We start from the raw sequence: 18354 nt of genomic DNA, 5'->3' as shown, positions 1-18354 counted from the left end.
CCGGCTCCCAGACTGAAAAATATTTTCCGGAAGCTGCTTTCTCTCTTTAAATCCATGCGCGATCTCTGGTATAGTAGCGTTAAAGAAGAAATTTGCAAGGTTTTTGAATCTTTTCAGGGCTGCTTTTCGTATAAGACGTATGGCCGAATCAACCAAGATCGTGATCAGGGGTGTCGATTATGAAATTTTTTATGGGTACGGTGATTCGCACCGTAATAACCATTTCTAGCGTTATCCTTCTCTTTCTCGTCATTTATTTTTCATCCGGCCATTTGTTCTGGCTGTCGCTTTTGCTTTCGCTTGTCGGCGGCTTTCTGATCAACCGGCTTGTGAAGTGGCAAATGTTGCGGAGTTTTCTGAAAGCGCAGCAGCTAACGCGGAAAGATTATCAATATATCCGGAAAAACCTGAAAGAAGCGGACGAAAAAATCAGGCGATTGCAAAAAACCTTTTTATCCGTTCGTTCCATTAGCACGTTCAAACTTTTTTACGATATGAATAAAGTAATCAGGAAAATACAGGCACTGGTCAAAAGAGAGCCGAAACGTTTCTATCAGGCTGAATCTTTTTATTTTTACCATTTGGATTCCATGACGGAGCTTGCGGAAAAATATGCCCTCCTGCAATCCCAGCCTGTAAAAAACAAAGAAATGGCCGTGCAAATCCGGGAAACGGAAGAAACGTTAAAACAATTGGGACGCGAAACAGAGAAAGATCTGTACCATATGCTGTCAACGGATATGGATGAGCTCGATTACGAACTGGCATACGCCAGGCACACCATCGAACGCAAATCCCCTTCCCGGCATGAAAGGAGTGCAAAAAAATGAACGCAGACAAAGAACTTTGGCAGGAACCAACAGGCGGCGGGCTGGATGATCTGCTTGCCGATCCGTTCGGCACGCATGACGCCATGCTGCCGGAAGAAGGGCAGAAAATAGAGCCTGCCGCCGGAGCAAAACCGTCCCGCCTTGTGGACATGCTGCCGGAGGAAAACCGGCAAAAAGCATACGAACTCGCAAAGCAAATTGACCCTTCAAACCACCAGTCCGTCATTTTATATGGCACGCAGGCGCAGTCGAAGCTGCTGAATTTCTCGCATGCCATGCTTGACCAGGTCCAGAAAAAAGATATCGGGGAAATCGGCGATATTTTAAATGATTTGATGAAAAAACTTGAGCAGGTGAATCCCGAAGAACTTGTCCCAGAAAAGAAAAACTTCTTTTCCCGCATGTTCGGCAAAATTTCCAATTCGGTGCAGGAACTGCTTTCAAAATACCAGAAAACAAGCGCGCAGATCGATCGCATCAGCGTGAAGCTCGATCTCTCGAAAAAGACGTTGCTGAAAGATATCCAGCTGCTCGAACAGCTGTATGAAAAAAACAAAGATTATTTCCATGCGCTTAATATTTATATTGCAGCCGGCGAGCTTAAGCTTGAGGAACTGAACACAAAAACGATTCCTGAAATGAGGAAAAAAGCGGAAGCAACCGGCGACCAGATGGCCTTCCAGGAAGTCAACGACATGATCCAGTTTGCCGACCGGCTTGAAAAACGGCTGCACGACTTAAAATTAAGCCGGCAAATCACGATCCAAAGCGCGCCGCAAATCCGACTGATTCAAAACACAAATCAGACGCTGGCTGAAAAAATCCAGTCCTCTATTATGACGGCGATCCCGCTATGGAAAAACCAGATCGCGATTGCCCTGACGCTCATCCGCCAGCGCCATGCGGTCGAAGCGCAAAAACAAGTGTCCAAAACGACCAATGAACTTCTGTTGCGCAATGCCGAAATGCTGAAATCGAACACGATCGAAACGGCGCAGGAAAATGAGCGCGGCCTTGTCGACATTGAAACGTTGAAAAAAACGCAGGAAAGCCTGATTTCAACGCTCGAAGAAACGCTGCGCATCCAGCAGGAAGGAAGAGCCCGGCGGTTCCAGGCCGAACAGGAACTGGCGACGATGGAAAACGAACTGAAACAAAAACTAATGAACTTGAAAGGACCGGGGCCGGATGCCGGGGCGTCCTGACCAAAACGGGCAAAACGGCAACAGACCGGGCCGGCGGACGGAAAGCCTGCTGCCGCTTTCAAACAAAGATCCATCCGGAAAAGCGGCAGGAGCCTGAAAATAAAACCGGCGCAACCGGAAACTTGCGCCGGTTTTTTCTTTCCGCTTATTAAAGCGCATCCGGCATCCTTTTTTACTTCAACATGCGGAGGGATTTTGATGAAAAAATGGTTTTCCCTGCCCGCCACGGCGGCGCTTGCTGCAGGCGGGCTCGGCTTTTACATGTCAGAGCGGGTGATGCATATCCGAAAAAAAGACGACAGCCTCGTCATAAGCCGAGAAGTGGCCGCGAAAAGGCTGGATCTTAAAGCGTACGAATCATTGCCGAAAGAGGAAGTTTTGATTCCGTCCCCATTCGGTTACAAGCTCAAATCGGTTTTTGTGAAACCGTTCCCCGAGTCGAAAAAATGGATGATTTTTTGCCATGGCGTGACGGAAAACAAAATGAATTCCGTTAAATATATGAACCTGTTCCTGAAGCGGGGCTTTAACGCTGTCCTCTACGACCACCGCCGCCACGGGGAATCCGGCGGCAGTACAACGAGCTACGGATACTATGAAAAGCATGACTTAAAAGCGGTGGCAGATGAACTTCTCAGGCGCGAAGGGGACGGCATCTTTTTCGGGATTCACGGCGAATCAATGGGCGCCGCCACGCTCCTGCTGTATGCCGGCGAGCTTTGCGGCCGCGCCGATTTTTACATCGCCGACTGCCCGTTTTCCTCGTTCCGGGCGCAATTGATCCGGGAATTTACGCGGGAAACGCGGCTGCCCGGAAAATGGTTTTTTCCGCTTGCCGATTTTTTTGTCCGCATCCGCGACGGCTACTCGCTCCGCCGTGTGTCGCCGATTGATGTAGTCGGCCGGATCAAACAGCCGGTCCTCTTTATCCACAGCGCCAAGGACGACTACATTCTGCCCGGGATGACCAAAGCGCTTTATGAAAAGAAAAAAGGGCCGAAGCAGCTGTTTATTGCCGAAAACGGCGCCCACGCCCAGTCGCTCAACTTAAACCGCGAACAGTATGAACAGGTGATTGATGAATTTCTTGAAAAAATGGCGGCGTCCCGTAAGCTTTAATGCCATTTTTTGCGAACGTCCGCCCATGTTGCTGAATATGGTATAGGAGCCTATCAAAACAGGGAGTGTCCATGATGGAAATCTATACCGTACAGCAAGGCGATACCCTTTGGCGGATTGCAAACCGCCTCGATGCCGATCTTGCCCAGCTTTTTTTGGCAAACGGGCTGACTGCATCATCCCCGCTCGTTCCCGGCCAGGCGCTTGCCATTCCCGACCGATTCTTTCAGTACATCGTCCAGGAAGGGGACCAGCTCGGCACAATCGCCGCACGCCTCGGCGTTTTGGCACAAGCGCTTATAAACGCCAACCAACTCCGCAATCCCGCCTCGCTTTTTCCGGGGCAGGTGCTTTTTATCCCCTACCGAAACCATACGGTAAAACAGGGTGAAACTCTGTACGGCATTGCCCGTACTTACGGGGCGGACATGGGGGCCATTATGCAGGCGAACCGGCTTCCCGGCACGGCTCTTTCCGCCGGCCAGGTGCTGCGTATACCCGCACCCCGCCGCCCTGTGAAAGAAGTCAATGCCTATACAACCGGGTTCGGCGCTGCGGGCACCGCTGAAGTTTACCAGCTTGGGCCTTATTTTACGTACTTGTCCCCTTTCCGTCATACGTTCCGTGAAGATGGCAGCCTGACGCCGCTCAACGACCGCTCCGTCCTTCAGGCAGCGGAAGCAAACGGCGTCCTTCCGCTTTTAATCCTGGCCAATTTCACCTCGGAAGGATTTAGCTCCGATCTGGCTGCCCGGCTGCTTCGCAATGAAGCATTGCAGGAAACTTTGATCAGCAATCTTCTCGTCACGATAAGGCAAAAAGGGTACCGGGGAGTCAATTTTGATTTTGAATATGTGTATCCGGAAGACCGCGACCGTTATACGGCGTTTCTCAGGCGCGTCGCCCGCCGGTTCCGCCCGGAAGGACTGCTCGTCTCGACTGCGCTTGCGCCGAAAATTTCCGGCACGCAGCCGGGCCTGCTTTACGAAGCCCACGATTACGGCGCACACGGGGCCATCGTTGATTTTGTCATTTTGATGACGTATGAATGGGGATGGGCCGGCGGCAGGCCGCGAGCCATCGCCCCGATTCCTGAAGTGAGGCGTGTCCTTGATTATGCCGTTACTGTCATTCCGCGGAATAAAATTATGATGGGGGCGCCGCTTTACGGGCGTGACTGGAGAATCCCGTGGCGCGCAGGCACAACGGCGCGCACGATCAGCCCGCATGAAGCCCTTTCCTTGGCGGCACGGTACGGGGCTGACATCCGCTACCACCCGACCGACCAGGCGCCTTATTTCCGTTACACCGATGCATCAGGCCAGCAGCATGAAGTCTGGTTTGAAGATGCGCGCAGCATGCGGGCAAAAATCAATTTGCTAAACGAATACGGGCTGCGTGGAATCAGCTACTGGGTGCTCGGCAACCCGTTTCCCGAAAACTGGGTCGTACAGCAGGCACTCATTCAGGCAAGAAAACGGTAATCCGCAACAAAGCGTACGGATGCCCTAAGATTGATTTCATAAATGCTGCTTCTTGCTGCAACAGGATGCGTCCAAACCGCCGGTGCTGCATTTTTCTGCATCGCCCGCACGAAAATCCATCCGGCAGGCTTTTTCAGGCTTGCCGGTTTTTCATGCCCAGTCCACTTCTGTCACCGCGGAAAGTTTGATCGATATCCGCTCCCCTGTCTCCCCTGCCAGCTCCAGCTTTTTTTCGAGCGACCGGAATTTTGTAATGGTACCGGTGGCGGTAAAGAAATTTCCCGCTTCAAAGAAACGGACCGTAACCGGCACGCGCAGCCGGCAGGCAGATATGAGCATATGGTTCATCTCTTCAAGCTGCTGCTCATCGAGTTCGGGCTTTGCCTGTTTTTCCTGTTCTTTCTGCCATTTTAAAAGTGCCTGCTTATGCTCGGGCAAAAACATGCGTGACCCTTCCCAAAGTTTGTTACCGCGCTGCAGGTATCCGCTCATTTGTAATGCCCTCCTATCTTTTTGGCACGTTCAAGCGCCTGGCCGGCATCAAGCAGCGACACGGCGCGGATGACGGCGTCGGAACCGTATTTCTGCTTGATGCGGTCGACCGCATACCCAATCTTTCTTTCCCCTTCCCTGTTTTCAAACAGATCAAGCTGCCGGATATCATCCCGCGACAGGCGCGACAGCCCGACGCTGATACGGCGGACCGGATTTCCGTCCCAAAACGAAAGAAACAGCCGGCACGCCGCCCGGTAAACGTCCATTGTCCCGTTTGTCGGCGCCAGAAGCGTCATCTGGCGGTGAAAGCCGGACGGATGGGCATAATCCGCCCCCTGGCAGCCGACCGAAACACAAGCGCCCATGACGCCTGAAGTACGCGCCCGGAAACAGACTTCCTCGCAAAGTTCAAGAAGGGCAACTTTGATTTCATGCTCAAAATCGGCGTAGTCGCGCGGCAGCGTCATCGCATGCCCGATCGCTTTCTGTCCGACGTGCGATTCTTTCGAGACGGGCGACTCATCAATGCCGTTTGCCGTCTCCCACAGTACCTGGCCGCCAATCCCCCACCGTTTTTTTAAAACAGAAAGTGGAAAGCAGGCAAGCGCACCGATTGTATAAATGCCGAGCCGCTTCAGATGCTGCTCCATCCGGCTGCCGACACCGAACATCCTGCCAACCGGCAAAGGCCATAAATGCGTTTTGAGATGATGGTGATCCAGTTCAAAAATGCCGGTTTTGTTTTTCTTCGCAAAATGGTCGCACGCCATTTTGGCCAGCACTTTGTTCGGCCCGATCCCGCAGCGGGCATACACGCCGGTTTCTTCCATGATGTCCCGCTGGATTTGCGCGGCGATCTCGCGCGGCTCCCCGAACAGCCGCCTGCTACCCGTTACATCCATGAACTGCTCGTCAACGGAATACGGTTCAACCATGTCCGTATAGCGGGCAAGAATCGAAGAAATCTGCACCGATACATCGAGATAGCGCTGCATGCGCGGCCGGACGATGACGGCATCCGGGCAGAGCTGCTGCGCTTCCCACAGGCGGAGCGCATTCTTCACGCCGCGCTTTTTCGCGAGCGGGCAGGCAGCGAGCACCACCCCGGACCGGCGCGCCGGATCCCCCGATACGATCACGGGTTTATCCCTGTACGCCGGATGATCGGCTTTTTCCACACTTGCATAAAAAGACTGCATATCGACGAGAAAAATCACACGCTGGCTCATCTTTCAACCCCTCTTACCTTAGAAACTAAGCAACCAACACGAACTATAGTTCTTATTCTATTCCTCATTATAAACGAATATACGTTCTTTCGCCAATTGTTTTTTTAGGCAGAGGGGCTATATTTTTCCAAAACGCGCATCACACCGGCTGCTATTTTTTAAAGAAAGCCTGCCGTCCGAGCCTTTCCACAAGCCCGGGGAAAAGCGCATGGATGGTGGCAGATGCATTCATCCATTTTGGCGCATTGATTTCACGCCGATTTACAAGCATCGTATCCGTTATTTTTTCTGCAAGTTTTTCGGGATCCAGCATCCATTTTTCAATATTTTTCCGGTAGGTGCCGGACCGGTCGGCGATGTCGAAAAAACCGGTTGCAACCGGGCCGGGATGAACGGCTGTCACATAGACACCGAACCGCGCCATTTCCATGCGGAGGCTGTCCGTAAAGCCGCGCACTGCAAATTTGCTGGCCGCATAGACGCTTGATTTCGGGGTCGCCATTTTGGCCGCCTGGGAAGCGATATTGATAATATGGCCGGCACGGTTTTTTTGCATATGCGGGACGACCGCTTTGGTGCAGGCGATGAGCCCGATGACATTGACATCAAACATCCCCCTGACATCCTCGATGCGGATATCCTGCACTTCATCAAAAACGCCGAAACCGGCATTGTTCACGAGCACATCAATCTGGCCACAGCGGTTGTAAATCGATTCAAAAACAGCAGGAATTTTGCCGTGCTCCGCTACATCGCAGCGAACGGTCAGACACGAAACCGGGTAAGCTGCTTCGATCTCCGCCTTGATTTTTTCAAGCTTGTCGAGGCTTCTGGCGAGCAGAACAAGGTTAGCCTCGTTTTTGGCGGCGGCAAAGGCGATTTTTTCCCCGAGGCCGCCGGAAGCGCCGGTAATCACGATCGTTTTCTTCCGGATCCGTTTATTTGCCATGTTTCCATCTTCTCCCTCTATCTTGAAAATTTTCATTCCTCCACTGGTGCCATTTGCCGCGGCATGGATGCCTATGCTGAAAAATGGTGCCGGCCGATTTTCATGCTTCCTCCCGTGCCGCGTTCATTGCAGCATGCACGCCTAGTACCATTTTAAAATGGCCGGGCACGGATTTTTTTATCTGAAAATTCACGGAATCGTTCTTGACAACTCCCCGATTTTTCTTCATAATAAGTAATACCATTTTGATAAGCGATCGGCTGTGACCAGGACCAGTAAGCCGGGCATGATGCAAGAGAGCGGGGTTCTCAGGCTGGAAAACTCCGCCATCCGCTGCCCGGCCGAACCTGCCTGTGAGCTGTTTGGCAAAACCAAACCGGATGAAAACCGTTAACCAAATGAGATGCAGGATCGATTCCTGCAATAAAGGTGGTACCGCGGAACATGCCCTTTCGTCCTTTACGGATGAAGGGGTTTTTTGCTTGAAGGGAGGCATTTGCATGAAAATATCATTTATTGGCGCCGGGTCCATGGCTGAAGCGATGATCAGCGGCATGCTTGAAAAAAGAATCGTAAAAGCCGGGGACATCCGCGCCCATAACCGCACGAACAAGAAAAGGCTCCGCACGTTGGAACAGAAATACGGCATCCAGACTGCAAAAGGCCTTAAGCAGCTTTTTGAAGGCCCCGACGTGGTCATCCTGGCCGTAAAACCGAAAGACGCCCCGGATGTGCTCGAATCGGTCCGTCCGCTCATATCTCCGGACACCCTGCTCGTTTCGGTAGCGGCCGGCATCACCATTCCGTTTATCGAAAACAAGATTGGCCAGCATATTCCCGTTGCGCGCGCAATGCCGAACACATCGGCGAAAGTCGGGCTGTCGGCAACCGGCATTGCCTTTAACGCCGCTGCGACAAAACAGCACCGGCACCGGGCGTTTGCCATATTTTCGGCTGTCGGCATAACTACGGCCGTAAAAGAAGAACAGCTCGATGCTGTAACAGGGCTTTCGGGAAGCGGACCGGCGTATATTTATTATATCGCCGAAGCGCTCCAGCAGTCAGCTGCAGAAATCGGGCTCGACGCACAAACGGCAAAACAATTTATCCTCCAGACGATCATCGGCGCAGCAGAAATGCTGAAAACTTCAGCCGAACCGCCGGAAGCGCTCCGGAAAGCTGTCACAAGCCCGAACGGCACCACAGAAGCCGCGATCCGCGTCCTTGACGAACGCGAGGTCAAACAAGCTTTCATTGACTGTGTAAAAGCAGCTGCAAAGCGGGCAAATGAGTTATCGAACGCAGGGAAAGAACCCGCAAGAGAATAACCGGCAATAAAAAAAGCGGCAGGCAAGCCGCTTTTTTTGCTTTACAAAACAGGCACTTCCATCAAATCATGGACAAGCAGACTGTCCGGGAATAAAGCTTGCGCTTCCTGCTCAAGCGCCGGCCAGTCTTCTTTTCCGTACCTGGCACTAATATGGGTAAGAAGCAGCCGTTTTGCCCCCGCCTGCTTTGCTGTTTGCGCCGCGTCCGCCGTTGTCGAATGAAAATAATCATGCGCCATTTGCCCGCTCTCCTTGTTAAACGTTGCTTCGTGAACGAGAAGATCGGCATTGGCTGCGAGCCGGATTTCCGCCTCATTCGGCCTTGTATCGCCAAGGATGGCAATGATCTTCCCCTTTTTCGCCGGGCCGAGATAATCTTTTCCGCTGATCACGCGGCCGTCTTCCAATGTTACCGTCCGGCCTTCTTTCAGCAGCCGGTAAACCGGGCCCGGGCGGATCCCTTCTTTTTTCAATCGATCCGCATCCAGCGCGCCCGGTTTGTCTTTTTCGGTAATCCGGTAGCCGAAGCTTTCGATCCCGTGGTCAAGCCGCAGCGCACAAACCGTAAAGCGGTCGTCTTCAAATACCGTCCCCTCTTCAATTTCGATGATCTCCAAAGGATATTTCAGACGGGTTTCGCTCACTTTCAGGGAAACCTCCACAAACGCTTTTATGCCTTTCGGGCCGTAAACGGTAAGCGGGCCATCCCCGCCCTGGAACGACCGGCTCCCAAGAAAGCCGGGAAGCCCGAAAATATGGTCACCGTGCAAGTGGGTGATAAAAATTTTTTCAACTTTGCGCGGTTTGATCGTAGTGTGCAAAATCTGGTGCTGTGTCGCTTCCCCACAGTCAAAAAGCCAGATGGCATTTCGTTCTTCCAGCAATTTGAGCGCAATGGACATGACGTTTCTTGCTTTGGCAGGCACACCCGCGCCGGTTCCCAAAAATAAAATTTCCAAATGATGTTCCCCCCTTTCCTGCCGGATCCCAGCTGCACATATAGAACTATCTTATCATAATTTTACGGAAAGGAAACTATTGCATATCATTTGCGTATTTGCCCGTGAAAGTCTAGAATATAGTGACAATGAAATGGGGCCGGAAAGCGGAAAAAAATGATTTTTCCCTGCTTTTGAAATGAAATGGCTGCAACAAGGCAAACTATAACCGTATCATGAGACAGGCCGGCCTTAAATCGTGATTTTTTGAACAAAGAGAGGTAAGAAAGATGCAGACAACTGAGACACCGAAATCGTTATTTATGCTTTTTGGCGCAACAGGTGATCTGGCGAAGCGTAAGCTGTTTCCTTCCCTGTACAATTTGTACCGGAAAGGCAGGCTGTCAGAGCATTTCGCTGTGATCGGCACGGCAAGAAGGGAATGGACGGACGAAATCTTCCGTGCGCATATAAAAGATTCCGTTCTGAGCGCGAGAGAACATGCGGAACAGCTTGAAGCGTTTGCCGCTCATTTTTACTATCAGCCGCATGATGTGACAGACAGCAACTCGTACATACAGTTGAAGCAATTGGCGGATGAACTGGATGAAAAGTACCAGCTGGAAGGCAACCGTATCTTCTATTTGGCGATGGCCCCGGAATATTTCGGGACGATTTCGGACCATCTGAAAAGTGACGGGCTTACCGCTACAAACGGGTTTAAACGGCTTGTCATCGAAAAACCTTTCGGACACAGCCTCGAATCAGCGAAACAGCTGAACAACCAGATCCGGAAATCTTTTTCAGAAGACCAGATTTACCGAATCGACCATTATTTAGGTAAAGCGATGGTACAAAATATCGAAGTCATCCGGTTTGCCAACGCCCTGTTCGAACCGCTTTGGAACAATCGTTATATTTCCAACATCCAGATTACATCGAGCGAGATGCTTGGCGTGGAAGAACGGGCGCGGTATTACGAAGCGAGCGGGGCGCTCAGGGATATGGTGCAAAACCATATGCTGCAAATGGTGGCGCTCCTTGCAATGGAACCGCCGATCAGCCTGACAACAAACGAAATCCGGAGCGAAAAAGTGCGGGTGCTGCGTGCCTTGCGCACCATTGAAGGAAAAGATGTGCCTGCATACTTCGTGCGCGGCCAGTACGGTCCGGGCGAAATTGGCGGCAAGAAAGTCCAGGGTTACCGGGAAGAGCTGAATGTAGCGCCGGATTCCCGGACCGAAACGTTTGTCGCCGGGAAACTAATGATTGATAATTTCAGATGGGCGGGCGTACCGTTTTACATCCGCACCGGCAAACGGATGGCGGCGAAATCGACGAAAATTGTCGTGCAGTTTAAAGATATCCCGATGAATTTGTACTACAATACCAATCATGAACTGAACCCGAATCTGCTTGTCATCCATATCCAGCCGGAAGAAGGGATTTCACTTCATCTGAACGCCAAAAAACCGGGCCAGCATATGGAAACCACCCCTGTGCAGCTCAGCTTTGCAAGCAGCAGCAAAAACGGCATCAATACGCCCGAAGCTTATGAAAAATTGATTCATGACTGCCTGATGGGCGACGCAACCAACTTTACCCATTGGGATGAAGTCGCCTTATCGTGGAGCTTTGTCGATAATATTTCAAAAGTGTGGGAAAACAAGCCGATTACATTCCCGAATTACAAATCCGGTTCAATGGGGCCGAAAGCAGCCGATGAACTGCTGGAAAAAGACGGCTTCTTCTGGTGGCCGGTGGAAGATCTGGAAGTCGGGAACTGCTGAACCTGTTAAAAAAGGAACACGCCATCTTTGCGCGTGTTCCTTTTTTATGGGACGTGCCGGAAGCCGGTAATTAACCGCGGGGATCCGGCGGCCGCTTTCCCGCTTCTCTCCCGGTTTGGATAATCTGCTCCCCAAATTTCTTGCGGAGCCGGCTGATTGCCTCATACAGCGGCTCTTTTTTGGCTGCTTCTTCATATGAAAACAGACTCAGCTGTTCTGCTTCCGCCTTCCGGTCCGTTAAACCGGAGGCGGTAATGCCCAAAAGGCGTACGGGCTGCCCGTTCCAGTTCCGGATAAAAAGCGTACGGGCGGCTTGAAACAACGCATCGCCAGTTTCAACCGGCCCTCCGCTTTTTTTGCTCCTCGTCACCGTTTTCCGGTCCGCGTAACGGATCATGATGCCCACATTGGTTGCCGCAACCTCTTTTTTTCTCATCCGCTCCGCCGTTTCATCCGCAAGCTTTTTCAGCACGGCATCGATCCGGTGCTCATCCTCCGTATCCTCAGATAGCGTCACCATCCGTCCAACGCTTTTGGTGACGTTTACGGATTCGGGATCAACAGGGCGCGGGTCTCTCCCGTTCGCCCTTTCTTTCAAACGGATGCCGCGAATGCCGAGAAGCTGCTTTAAAAGAAAATCATCCGCATGCGCCAGATCGCCGATCGTAAAAAGGCCGCAGCCGTTAAGCTTTTCCGCCGTTTTGCCGCCTACACCGTGCATCTCGATCAAGGGCCGCGGCCATAATAAACGGGGAATATCCCGCTTTCTTAAAATGGTGATGCCCATCGGTTTTTTCATATCCGACGCCGTTTTCGCCAAAAATTTATTCGGGGCGATCCCGATGCTTGACGGCAAATCGAGTTCCGCAAGAATTTGCTGCTGGATCGATTCGGCAATGGCAGGCGGCGTCCCCAGTTCCTCGAGACCGGTAATGTCCACATAACCTTCATCGATCGAAACCGGTTCGACCAAAGGCGAATATGCGCGGAGAATTGAAAACATTTCGGCGGATGCTTTTTTATACAGATCAAAACGGGGTGGCACGATTAAAAGATCCGGGCAGCGTTTTTTTGCCTCCCACACCGGCATGGTCGTTTTTACACCGAATTTTCTCGCTTCATAACTGCACGTCACAATGATGCCTTTCCGTTCTTTCGGATTCCCGGCAACGGCCAGCGGCTTCCCTTTAAGCGCAGGGTTTTCCGCCATTTCAACCGAAGCGAAAAAACTGTTCATATCGACATGCAAAATGACACGGCCGTTTTTCGGATAAAATGCTTTCATCTTCACCCACTCCGGCGCTTCACGAATTTCCGGCCGCTTCTTTCATATAAGCGGCAATGTCTGCAATCCCTTCAAGCGATGCCGTAAACAAATCGGCATCCACAATGGTAATCAGCCTGTCCTTCAAACTGGCGACAGCCGTAAAATAATTTGTCCGCCCGTAGCCGGCAAGGCCGATCTGTTTTTTCTCTTCTTCCTGTATTTCCACAATATCGTTTGCCTCTTTGACGAGCAGGCCGACCGGAATGGCTTCTGTCCGGACGACGATAATGCGGGCGTCCTCTATGGAAGAAAGCGGTGTCTGGTAGAAACAATGTTCGACATCAATAATCGGGATCAGTTCATCCCTCACCTTCATGATGCCCCGTACAAATGCAGGCAGTTTTGGGACGGGATTGGCTGCTTGCGCCTTTTCAACAGAAATGACCGATCCGATATGAATGCCGTACTCCTCTTCCCTCGTTTTAAAAATGATATATTTATTGAGCGCTTCCAACTGATCGCTTCCTTTCTTAAAAAGGAAGCGGTTATCCCGCTTCCGCCTCAAATCTTGTTACTCCCCACCGGCCACTTCTGCAATGGCAACCGCCATTTCAGCCAGTTTGACCAGTTCTTTAACCGGGATTCTTTCTTTTGTCGTATGGATTTCTTCATATCCTGTGCCGAGATTGACCGTCGGGATGTTAAATCCTGCAATGACGTTGGCGTCGCTTCCGCCCCCGCTTTGCTCCAGCTTGCTCTCGCGGCCGATTTTTGCCGCTGCTTTTTTGGCCACTTCTACAACCTGGTCGCCGTCTGAGAACTTAAATCCCGGGTACATGACGTTCACTTCGACTTCCGCTTTTCCGCCCATTTCAAGTGCCGTCTGTTCAAAAGCGGTTTTCATTTTGGCAACCTGTGTTTCCATTTTTTCCGGAACGAGTGAACGGGCTTCCGCCAGAATATCGACGCGATCGCAAACGATATTGGTTGCCTGACCGCCTTCAAAGCGCCCGATATTCGCGGTCGTTTCACTGTCAATGCGGCCGAGCGGCATTTTTGCGATCGCTTTTGCGGCAATGGTGATCGCGGAGACCCCTTTTTCCGGCGCCACACCGGCATGGGCGGTTTTGCCTAAAATGGTTGCTTTGATTTTGGCCTGCGTCGGGGCAGCCGTTACAATCGTGCCAACAGGGCCGTCGCTGTCAAGGGCAAAGCCGTATTTTGCTTTTAACAGCGACGGATCGAGCGCGCGCGAACCGACCAGACCAGACTCTTCGCCGACAGTAATGACAAACTGGATATCCCCGTGGCGGATTTGGTCTTCTTTCAATACCCGGATCATTTCCAACATGGCGGAGAGCCCGGCTTTGTCGTCAGATCCGAGGATTGTCGTGCCGTCTGATTGGATCCAGCCGTCTTTGATCGATGGTTTGATGCCTTTCCCCGGAACGACGGTATCCATATGGGAAGTAAAATAAATCGGCGTCGCTTCAGGAACATTGCCTTTCAATGTGCAGATCAGATTGCCAAAGCCATGCCCCGTTTTTGCTTTTGTATCATCCTCATATACTTCAAGGCCAAGGCCTTCAAATTTTTGTTTTAAGACCTTGCCAATTTCTTCTTCATGTCCGGTTTCCGAATCCACCTGAACCAGTTCAAAAAATTCTTTTACTAACCGTTCTTCATTCACCATGGAAAAACCTCCAATATGTATATGTACTTTAATAGTATAACGCGAATGATTTTACTTGTACAACCGGCGGCTTCAGGCTAGAATAAAAATGATTACCGTCCGTTGAAGAGGTGAAGTCTGCTTTGTCGAAAAAAACGCAGAAAATTGTCGTGTACTTAATGCTCATTGCCATGCTGGCAGGAACAGTTCTTTCCGGCCTTTCAATGCTGTTTTAAAAAAGGAACGGGAAAGTCCGCGTTCCTTTTTTAAATGGCGCCTTTTGCTTTCGCCAGTTCGGTCATCGGCCGGGTTGACCGGGTGATGTAAATTTTTGTTCCGACCGGCACTTCATCGTACAGCTTTTCGAGTGCCGCTTTCGGCAGGCGGATGCAGCCGTTTGAAATATACCGGCCGATTGAAGCAGGATTGTTTGTGCCGTGCAGGCCGTAAATCCGGCCGTCCGTGCCGCGCGCATCAAAACCGATCCAGCGCGAGCCGAGCGGATTGCGCGGGTCACCGCCAGGAATATTCTTTTTCCGGTAATAAGGATTTTTCGCCTTGACTTTGACCGTAAAAAAACCTTCCGGCGTCAGGTCATTTGTTTTCCCGGTCGCAACCGGCGTTTCGAGCCGGATTTTCCCGCCGCGGATCCAAGCAAGCCGGTTTGTTGTTTTATTGACAATAATGAGCGGGTCCCCCGGGGCAACATGCCCGTCTGCCGGCCATACCGATAACCCGAAAACAAGCATCCATGCCACCCATATATGCATAAGCCATTCACCTGCTGCGTTGTATTTTTCTTTAGTATGCATCCCGCATGCCGGTTCATACATGCGGAAGATGCGCTTACGCAGAAGGCACACTTTGCACCCGGGTCACGCCCCTGTAAAAAAAGCCTGCCCCTTTCCAAAACGGAAGGGACAGGCTTTATGCATTACAGTTCTTCACAGTATTCTTCAAACAATGCTTGCAGCTCGGCCACGACAGCCGCCGGGTCATGCCCTTCGATCTGGTGCCGTTCAATCATTTTCACAATCTTACCGTCTTTTAAAAGAGCGAAAGACGGGGAGGACGGCGGATAACCGGTAAAATAGCTGCGTGCCCTCGCCGTTGCTTCTTTATCCTGGCCGGCAAAGACGGTTACAAGCTGGTCCGGACGCTTATCATAATGGATGGCGTGCGCCGCAGCCGGCCGTGCAATGCCCCCTGCGCAGCCGCACACAGAGTTGACCAGGACAAGCGTCGTCCCTTTTTTGGAAAACGCTTCGTCCACTTCTTCCGGCGTCCTCAGTTCCCGGTAGCCGGCTTCTACTGCCTCTTCACGGGACATGCGCACGACATCGTTCATATAAAGATTAAAATTGACAGACATGCCACTCATCCTTTCATTCTGCTTTAAAGCTAATCATAGCAGGTTTTCACGTTGCTTTTCAAATATTCTGTTTGCAGCCGTCCCTTTTCTTTTATTTTACGCGTAAAAACGAAAAAATAGCCGGAAAGCGTTTATTTTTCCAAAAAACCGGGTAAAATGACAGTACATCTAGATCCATACCCCTAAACTCCCTAGATGCTTTGGATGGCGCCTCATGCGCTGTCCCTTTTTTATGCAAAAAAACCGGGGCATCCCGGTTTTTCGTTTTATAAAGATTGGACATGGACCTGTTCGAGAAGCGATGTTGCTTCTTGCTTTGTGCACAGTTCCATGGAAAATGCCGTTGCAGAACCGCAGGCAACCCCGAGCGCAAACGATTCTTTGTACGATTTTCCTTTTGCCATCCCGCTTATAAACCCGGCCACGACCGAATCGCCGGCGCCGGCAGAATTTTTTACCTTCCCTTTCGGCGCTTGCGCAAAATAAGATACTTCCTTATTCAAAAAGAGCGCACCCTTTTCTGCCATCGAAACGATCACATTTTCAACGCCCATATCAAGCAAGCGACTGCCGTATTGTTTCGCTTCTTCGGGCATTTCGACTTTCACGCCGAAAATTTCGCCGATTTCATGATGGTTCGGCTTGATTAAGAACGGGCCCGTTTTGATGACATGGCCGAGCGATTCGCCGGAAACATCTGCGATCACGCGGATTTGTTTTTCACGGCATTTTTGAATGAGGCTGGCATAAATGGATGGCGGGAGCGAACTTGGGATGCTGCCGGAAAACAAAATGACATCGTCTTTCCCTAGGCTGTCAATTTTGGCAAGCAGCCGGTCCAGCTCAGCTTCCGAAATGGAAGGCCCCGTTCCGTTGATTTCCGTCTCTACACCGGATTTTAATTTTATATTGATCCGCGTGTCGCCTGAAACTTGGACAAAATCCGTTAAAATGCCTTCTGCTTTAAGAAAATTTTCAATGTAGCTGCCGGTGAAACCGCCGAGAAAGCCGAGTGCCGTAGAATCAACGCCCAGCCTTTTCATGACGCGCGAGACGTTGATGCCTTTTCCGCCCGGAAATTTGGTGTCCATCACGGAACGGTTCAATCCGCCAAGTTCAAAATGTTCCACCTGCACAATGTAGTCAACAGACGGATTCAGTGTTACCGTATAAATCATTTTTTACACAACCTTTGCTTTGGAGATCATTTGTAGTATTCCCCTTTTTGATGGCAATCGTTCCCCGCCTGCGCGATTGCAAGCGGTGTATCCGGTCGTTATTTTACCTTCAAAAACAGTAAAAATCAATTAAAATCGTTCAAAAACAATCAGTTTTGATAAATCGCCACATTTTCCAAAATAGAAAAGCCCGCTTCATCAGCGGGCCTTTCATTAATAGAGCGGTGCCGTTTCCGGTGTGACCGTCTCTAAAATCTCTTTGAGACGCTTTAAGAAGCGACCGGAGACAAGTCCGTCCAAAATGCGGTGGTCAATCGACAGACAAAGGTTCACGATATCGCGCGCCGCAAACATTCCCTCTTCCATGATGACAGGGCGTTTGACAATCGACTCGACCTGGAGAATGGCAGCCTGCGGATAGTTGATAATCCCCATCGACTGCACCGAACCGAATGACCCGGTATTATTGACGGTAAAGGTGCCACCCTCCATGTCTTCCGGGGCGAGTTTCCCGGCGCGGGCTTTTTGCGCCAGGACAGCAATTTCACGGGCAATGCCTTTGATCGATTTTTCATCGGCATGCTTTATGACCGGCACGTACAGCTTGTCTTCGGCGGCAACCGCGATCGAGATGTTGACATCATGTTTCTGGATAATGGCATCCCCGGCCCACGCGGAATTGAGCGCAGGAAACTCTTTCAATGCCCGGGCGACCGCTTTGACAAAAAAGGCAAAGTATGTGAGGTTAAAGCCTTCACGCCGCTTAAACTCTTCTTTTACGGCATCCCGGTAGCGGACAAGGTTCGTAACGTCCGCTTCGACCATCATCCACGCATGCGGAATTTCCTGTTTGCTGCGTGCCATATTGTTCGCGATCGCTTTACGCACGCCGGTAACCGGAATCACCGTATCTTCTTTTCCAGCTTCCCGTACAGGCAAAGGCCGGGAAGCAGGCGGCGTATCACGGGCAGGTGCCGGTTTTGCCGGTTCCGGTTTTGAAGGTGCCGGTTTTGAAGGAGTCGGTTCCGCCTCATTCCCCCTGCTTTCAATGATTTTTAACAGGTCTTTGCGCGTGATCCGGCCTTCCCTTCCCGTTCCTTTGACCTGATTCAAGTCAATGCCGTATTCCTGGGACAGTTTTAAAACGGCCGGGGAATAGCGGACTTTTTTCCCTTTTTCCGCTTCCGGCTGTGGCGCTGCAGCATCCGGATCCGGACCCGGTTCCGTTTCAGGCTGGACATTTGTATCGGCCGCGGTTTTGACCGTGCAAATGACTTCCCCGACAGCAACGGTTTCGTCTTCCGAAGCGATAAGTTCCACGATTTCCCCTTCAAACGAAGAAGGCACTTCGGCATTGACTTTGTCTGTTAATACTTCGCAAAGCGGATCGTATTTATGGACATGATCGCCCGGGGATACAAGCCACTTGCTGATGGTCCCTTCCGTCACACTTTCCCCGAGCTGCGGCATCGTAATGTTTTCTATCGCCAATTGGCAC

Annotated in this window: 18 protein-coding genes; 7 read left to right on the top strand and 11 right to left on the bottom strand. The window is 51.2% G+C overall.

Annotation, left to right across the window (positions count from 1 at the left end):
• The first annotated feature begins 179 nt into the window (after nt 1–179).
• The 4 genes from ABR335_RS08335 to ABR335_RS08320 all read left to right on the top strand — a co-directional run bounded on the left by ABR335_RS08335 (nt 180) and on the right by ABR335_RS08320 (nt 4638).
• Nucleotides 180–830 carry a 5-bromo-4-chloroindolyl phosphate hydrolysis family protein gene (locus ABR335_RS08335; RefSeq protein WP_350346708.1) on the top strand — a complete coding sequence of 217 codons (651 nt, stop codon included), beginning with the start codon at nt 180–182 and terminating at the stop codon, nt 828–830.
• Nucleotides 827–2035 carry a toxic anion resistance protein gene (locus ABR335_RS08330; RefSeq protein WP_350346707.1) on the top strand — a complete coding sequence of 403 codons (1209 nt, stop codon included), beginning with the start codon at nt 827–829 and terminating at the stop codon, nt 2033–2035. Before ABR335_RS08335 ends, ABR335_RS08330 begins: the two co-directional genes overlap by 4 nt.
• 198 nt (nt 2036–2233) lie before the next feature.
• A complete protein-coding gene (locus ABR335_RS08325; protein WP_350346706.1) occupies nt 2234–3154 on the top strand; it encodes an alpha/beta hydrolase in 921 nt (306 codons plus the stop codon).
• Nucleotides 3155–3228: 74 nt separating this feature from the next.
• A complete protein-coding gene (locus tag ABR335_RS08320; RefSeq protein WP_026683305.1) occupies nt 3229–4638 on the top strand; it encodes a LysM peptidoglycan-binding domain-containing protein in 1410 nt (469 codons plus the stop codon).
• A gap of 150 nt (nt 4639–4788) precedes the next feature.
• On the opposite strand, the gene ABR335_RS08315 is transcribed toward ABR335_RS08320, so the two are convergent.
• The 3 genes from ABR335_RS08315 to ABR335_RS08305 form a co-directional block, all read right to left on the bottom strand.
• Nucleotides 4789–5130: a YolD-like family protein gene (locus ABR335_RS08315; protein ID WP_026683304.1), complete on the bottom strand. Its 342-nt coding sequence runs from the start codon at nt 5128–5130 to the stop codon at nt 4789–4791.
• Nucleotides 5127–6362 carry a DNA polymerase IV gene (locus tag ABR335_RS08310; protein ID WP_350346705.1) on the bottom strand — a complete coding sequence of 412 codons (1236 nt, stop codon included), beginning with the start codon at nt 6360–6362 and terminating at the stop codon, nt 5127–5129. Before ABR335_RS08310 ends, ABR335_RS08315 begins: the two co-directional genes overlap by 4 nt.
• A 151-nt stretch (nt 6363–6513) precedes the next feature.
• Entirely contained in the window at nt 6514–7311 is a 798-nt protein-coding gene (locus ABR335_RS08305; protein WP_046720759.1) for an SDR family NAD(P)-dependent oxidoreductase, read from the bottom strand.
• Between the two features lie 500 nt (nt 7312–7811).
• Here ABR335_RS08305 and proC point away from each other — a divergent pair, with 500 nt between their 5' ends.
• Nucleotides 7812–8639 carry a pyrroline-5-carboxylate reductase gene (proC, locus tag ABR335_RS08300; protein ID WP_350346704.1) on the top strand — a complete coding sequence of 276 codons (828 nt, stop codon included), beginning with the start codon at nt 7812–7814 and terminating at the stop codon, nt 8637–8639.
• A gap of 41 nt (nt 8640–8680) precedes the next feature.
• Here the strand turns inward: proC and rnz are convergent, their stop codons facing one another.
• Nucleotides 8681–9598: a ribonuclease Z gene (rnz, locus tag ABR335_RS08295; RefSeq protein WP_350346703.1), complete on the bottom strand. Its 918-nt coding sequence runs from the start codon at nt 9596–9598 to the stop codon at nt 8681–8683.
• A gap of 269 nt (nt 9599–9867) precedes the next feature.
• Between rnz and zwf the strand changes: the two genes are divergently transcribed.
• Nucleotides 9868–11367: a glucose-6-phosphate dehydrogenase gene (zwf, locus tag ABR335_RS08290; RefSeq protein WP_350346702.1), complete on the top strand. Its 1500-nt coding sequence runs from the start codon at nt 9868–9870 to the stop codon at nt 11365–11367.
• 70 nt (nt 11368–11437) lie between these two features.
• Here the strand turns inward: zwf and ABR335_RS08285 are convergent, their stop codons facing one another.
• Genes ABR335_RS08285 through ABR335_RS08275 form a run of 3 tightly spaced genes read right to left on the bottom strand, consistent with a single transcriptional unit; the run spans nt 11438 to nt 14327 of the window.
• Nucleotides 11438–12652, bottom strand: coding sequence for a DNA polymerase IV (locus ABR335_RS08285; RefSeq protein ID WP_350346701.1), 1215 nt, complete (start codon nt 12650–12652; stop codon nt 11438–11440).
• 19 nt (nt 12653–12671) lie between these two features.
• Nucleotides 12672–13199 carry a chemotaxis protein CheW gene (locus tag ABR335_RS08280; protein WP_350346700.1) on the bottom strand — a complete coding sequence of 176 codons (528 nt, stop codon included), beginning with the start codon at nt 13197–13199 and terminating at the stop codon, nt 12672–12674.
• Nucleotides 13200–13205: 6 nt separating this feature from the next.
• Nucleotides 13206–14327: a M20/M25/M40 family metallo-hydrolase gene (locus ABR335_RS08275; protein ID WP_046720757.1), complete on the bottom strand. Its 1122-nt coding sequence runs from the start codon at nt 14325–14327 to the stop codon at nt 13206–13208.
• A 122-nt stretch (nt 14328–14449) separates the two neighbouring features.
• Between ABR335_RS08275 and prli42 the strand changes: the two genes are divergently transcribed.
• The gene (gene prli42, locus ABR335_RS08270) at nt 14450–14542 is read left to right on the top strand and encodes a stressosome-associated protein Prli42 (protein WP_017550500.1); all 93 of its coding nucleotides are present in this window, start codon (nt 14450–14452) and stop codon (nt 14540–14542) included.
• Between the two features lie 30 nt (nt 14543–14572).
• Here prli42 and ABR335_RS08265 read toward each other — a convergent pair whose 3' ends face one another.
• From ABR335_RS08265 to ABR335_RS08250, 4 genes are all read right to left on the bottom strand, one after another.
• Entirely contained in the window at nt 14573–15076 is a 504-nt protein-coding gene (locus tag ABR335_RS08265; RefSeq protein WP_046720756.1) for a L,D-transpeptidase, read from the bottom strand.
• A gap of 164 nt (nt 15077–15240) precedes the next feature.
• Complete coding sequence (locus ABR335_RS08260) at nt 15241–15678, bottom strand: BrxA/BrxB family bacilliredoxin (RefSeq protein ID WP_014098083.1); 438 nt, start codon at nt 15676–15678, stop codon at nt 15241–15243.
• Nucleotides 15679–15944: 266 nt separating this feature from the next.
• Nucleotides 15945–16856, bottom strand: a complete 912-nt coding sequence (gene pfkB, locus ABR335_RS08255) for a 1-phosphofructokinase (RefSeq protein ID WP_350346699.1) — start codon at nt 16854–16856, stop codon at nt 15945–15947.
• Nucleotides 16857–17069: 213 nt separating this feature from the next.
• Entirely contained in the window at nt 17070–18347 is a 1278-nt protein-coding gene (locus ABR335_RS08250; RefSeq protein WP_350346698.1) for a dihydrolipoamide acetyltransferase family protein, read from the bottom strand.
• Between the last annotated feature and the right edge of the window lie 7 nt (nt 18348–18354).

It is taken from the genome of Heyndrickxia faecalis (assembly GCF_040267745.1).
Lineage (GTDB): Bacteria > Bacillota > Bacilli > Bacillales > Bacillaceae_C > Weizmannia > Weizmannia faecalis.
The sequence above is the reverse complement of the archived record's forward strand: the minus strand, read 5'-3'. Positions and strand labels throughout refer to the sequence as shown.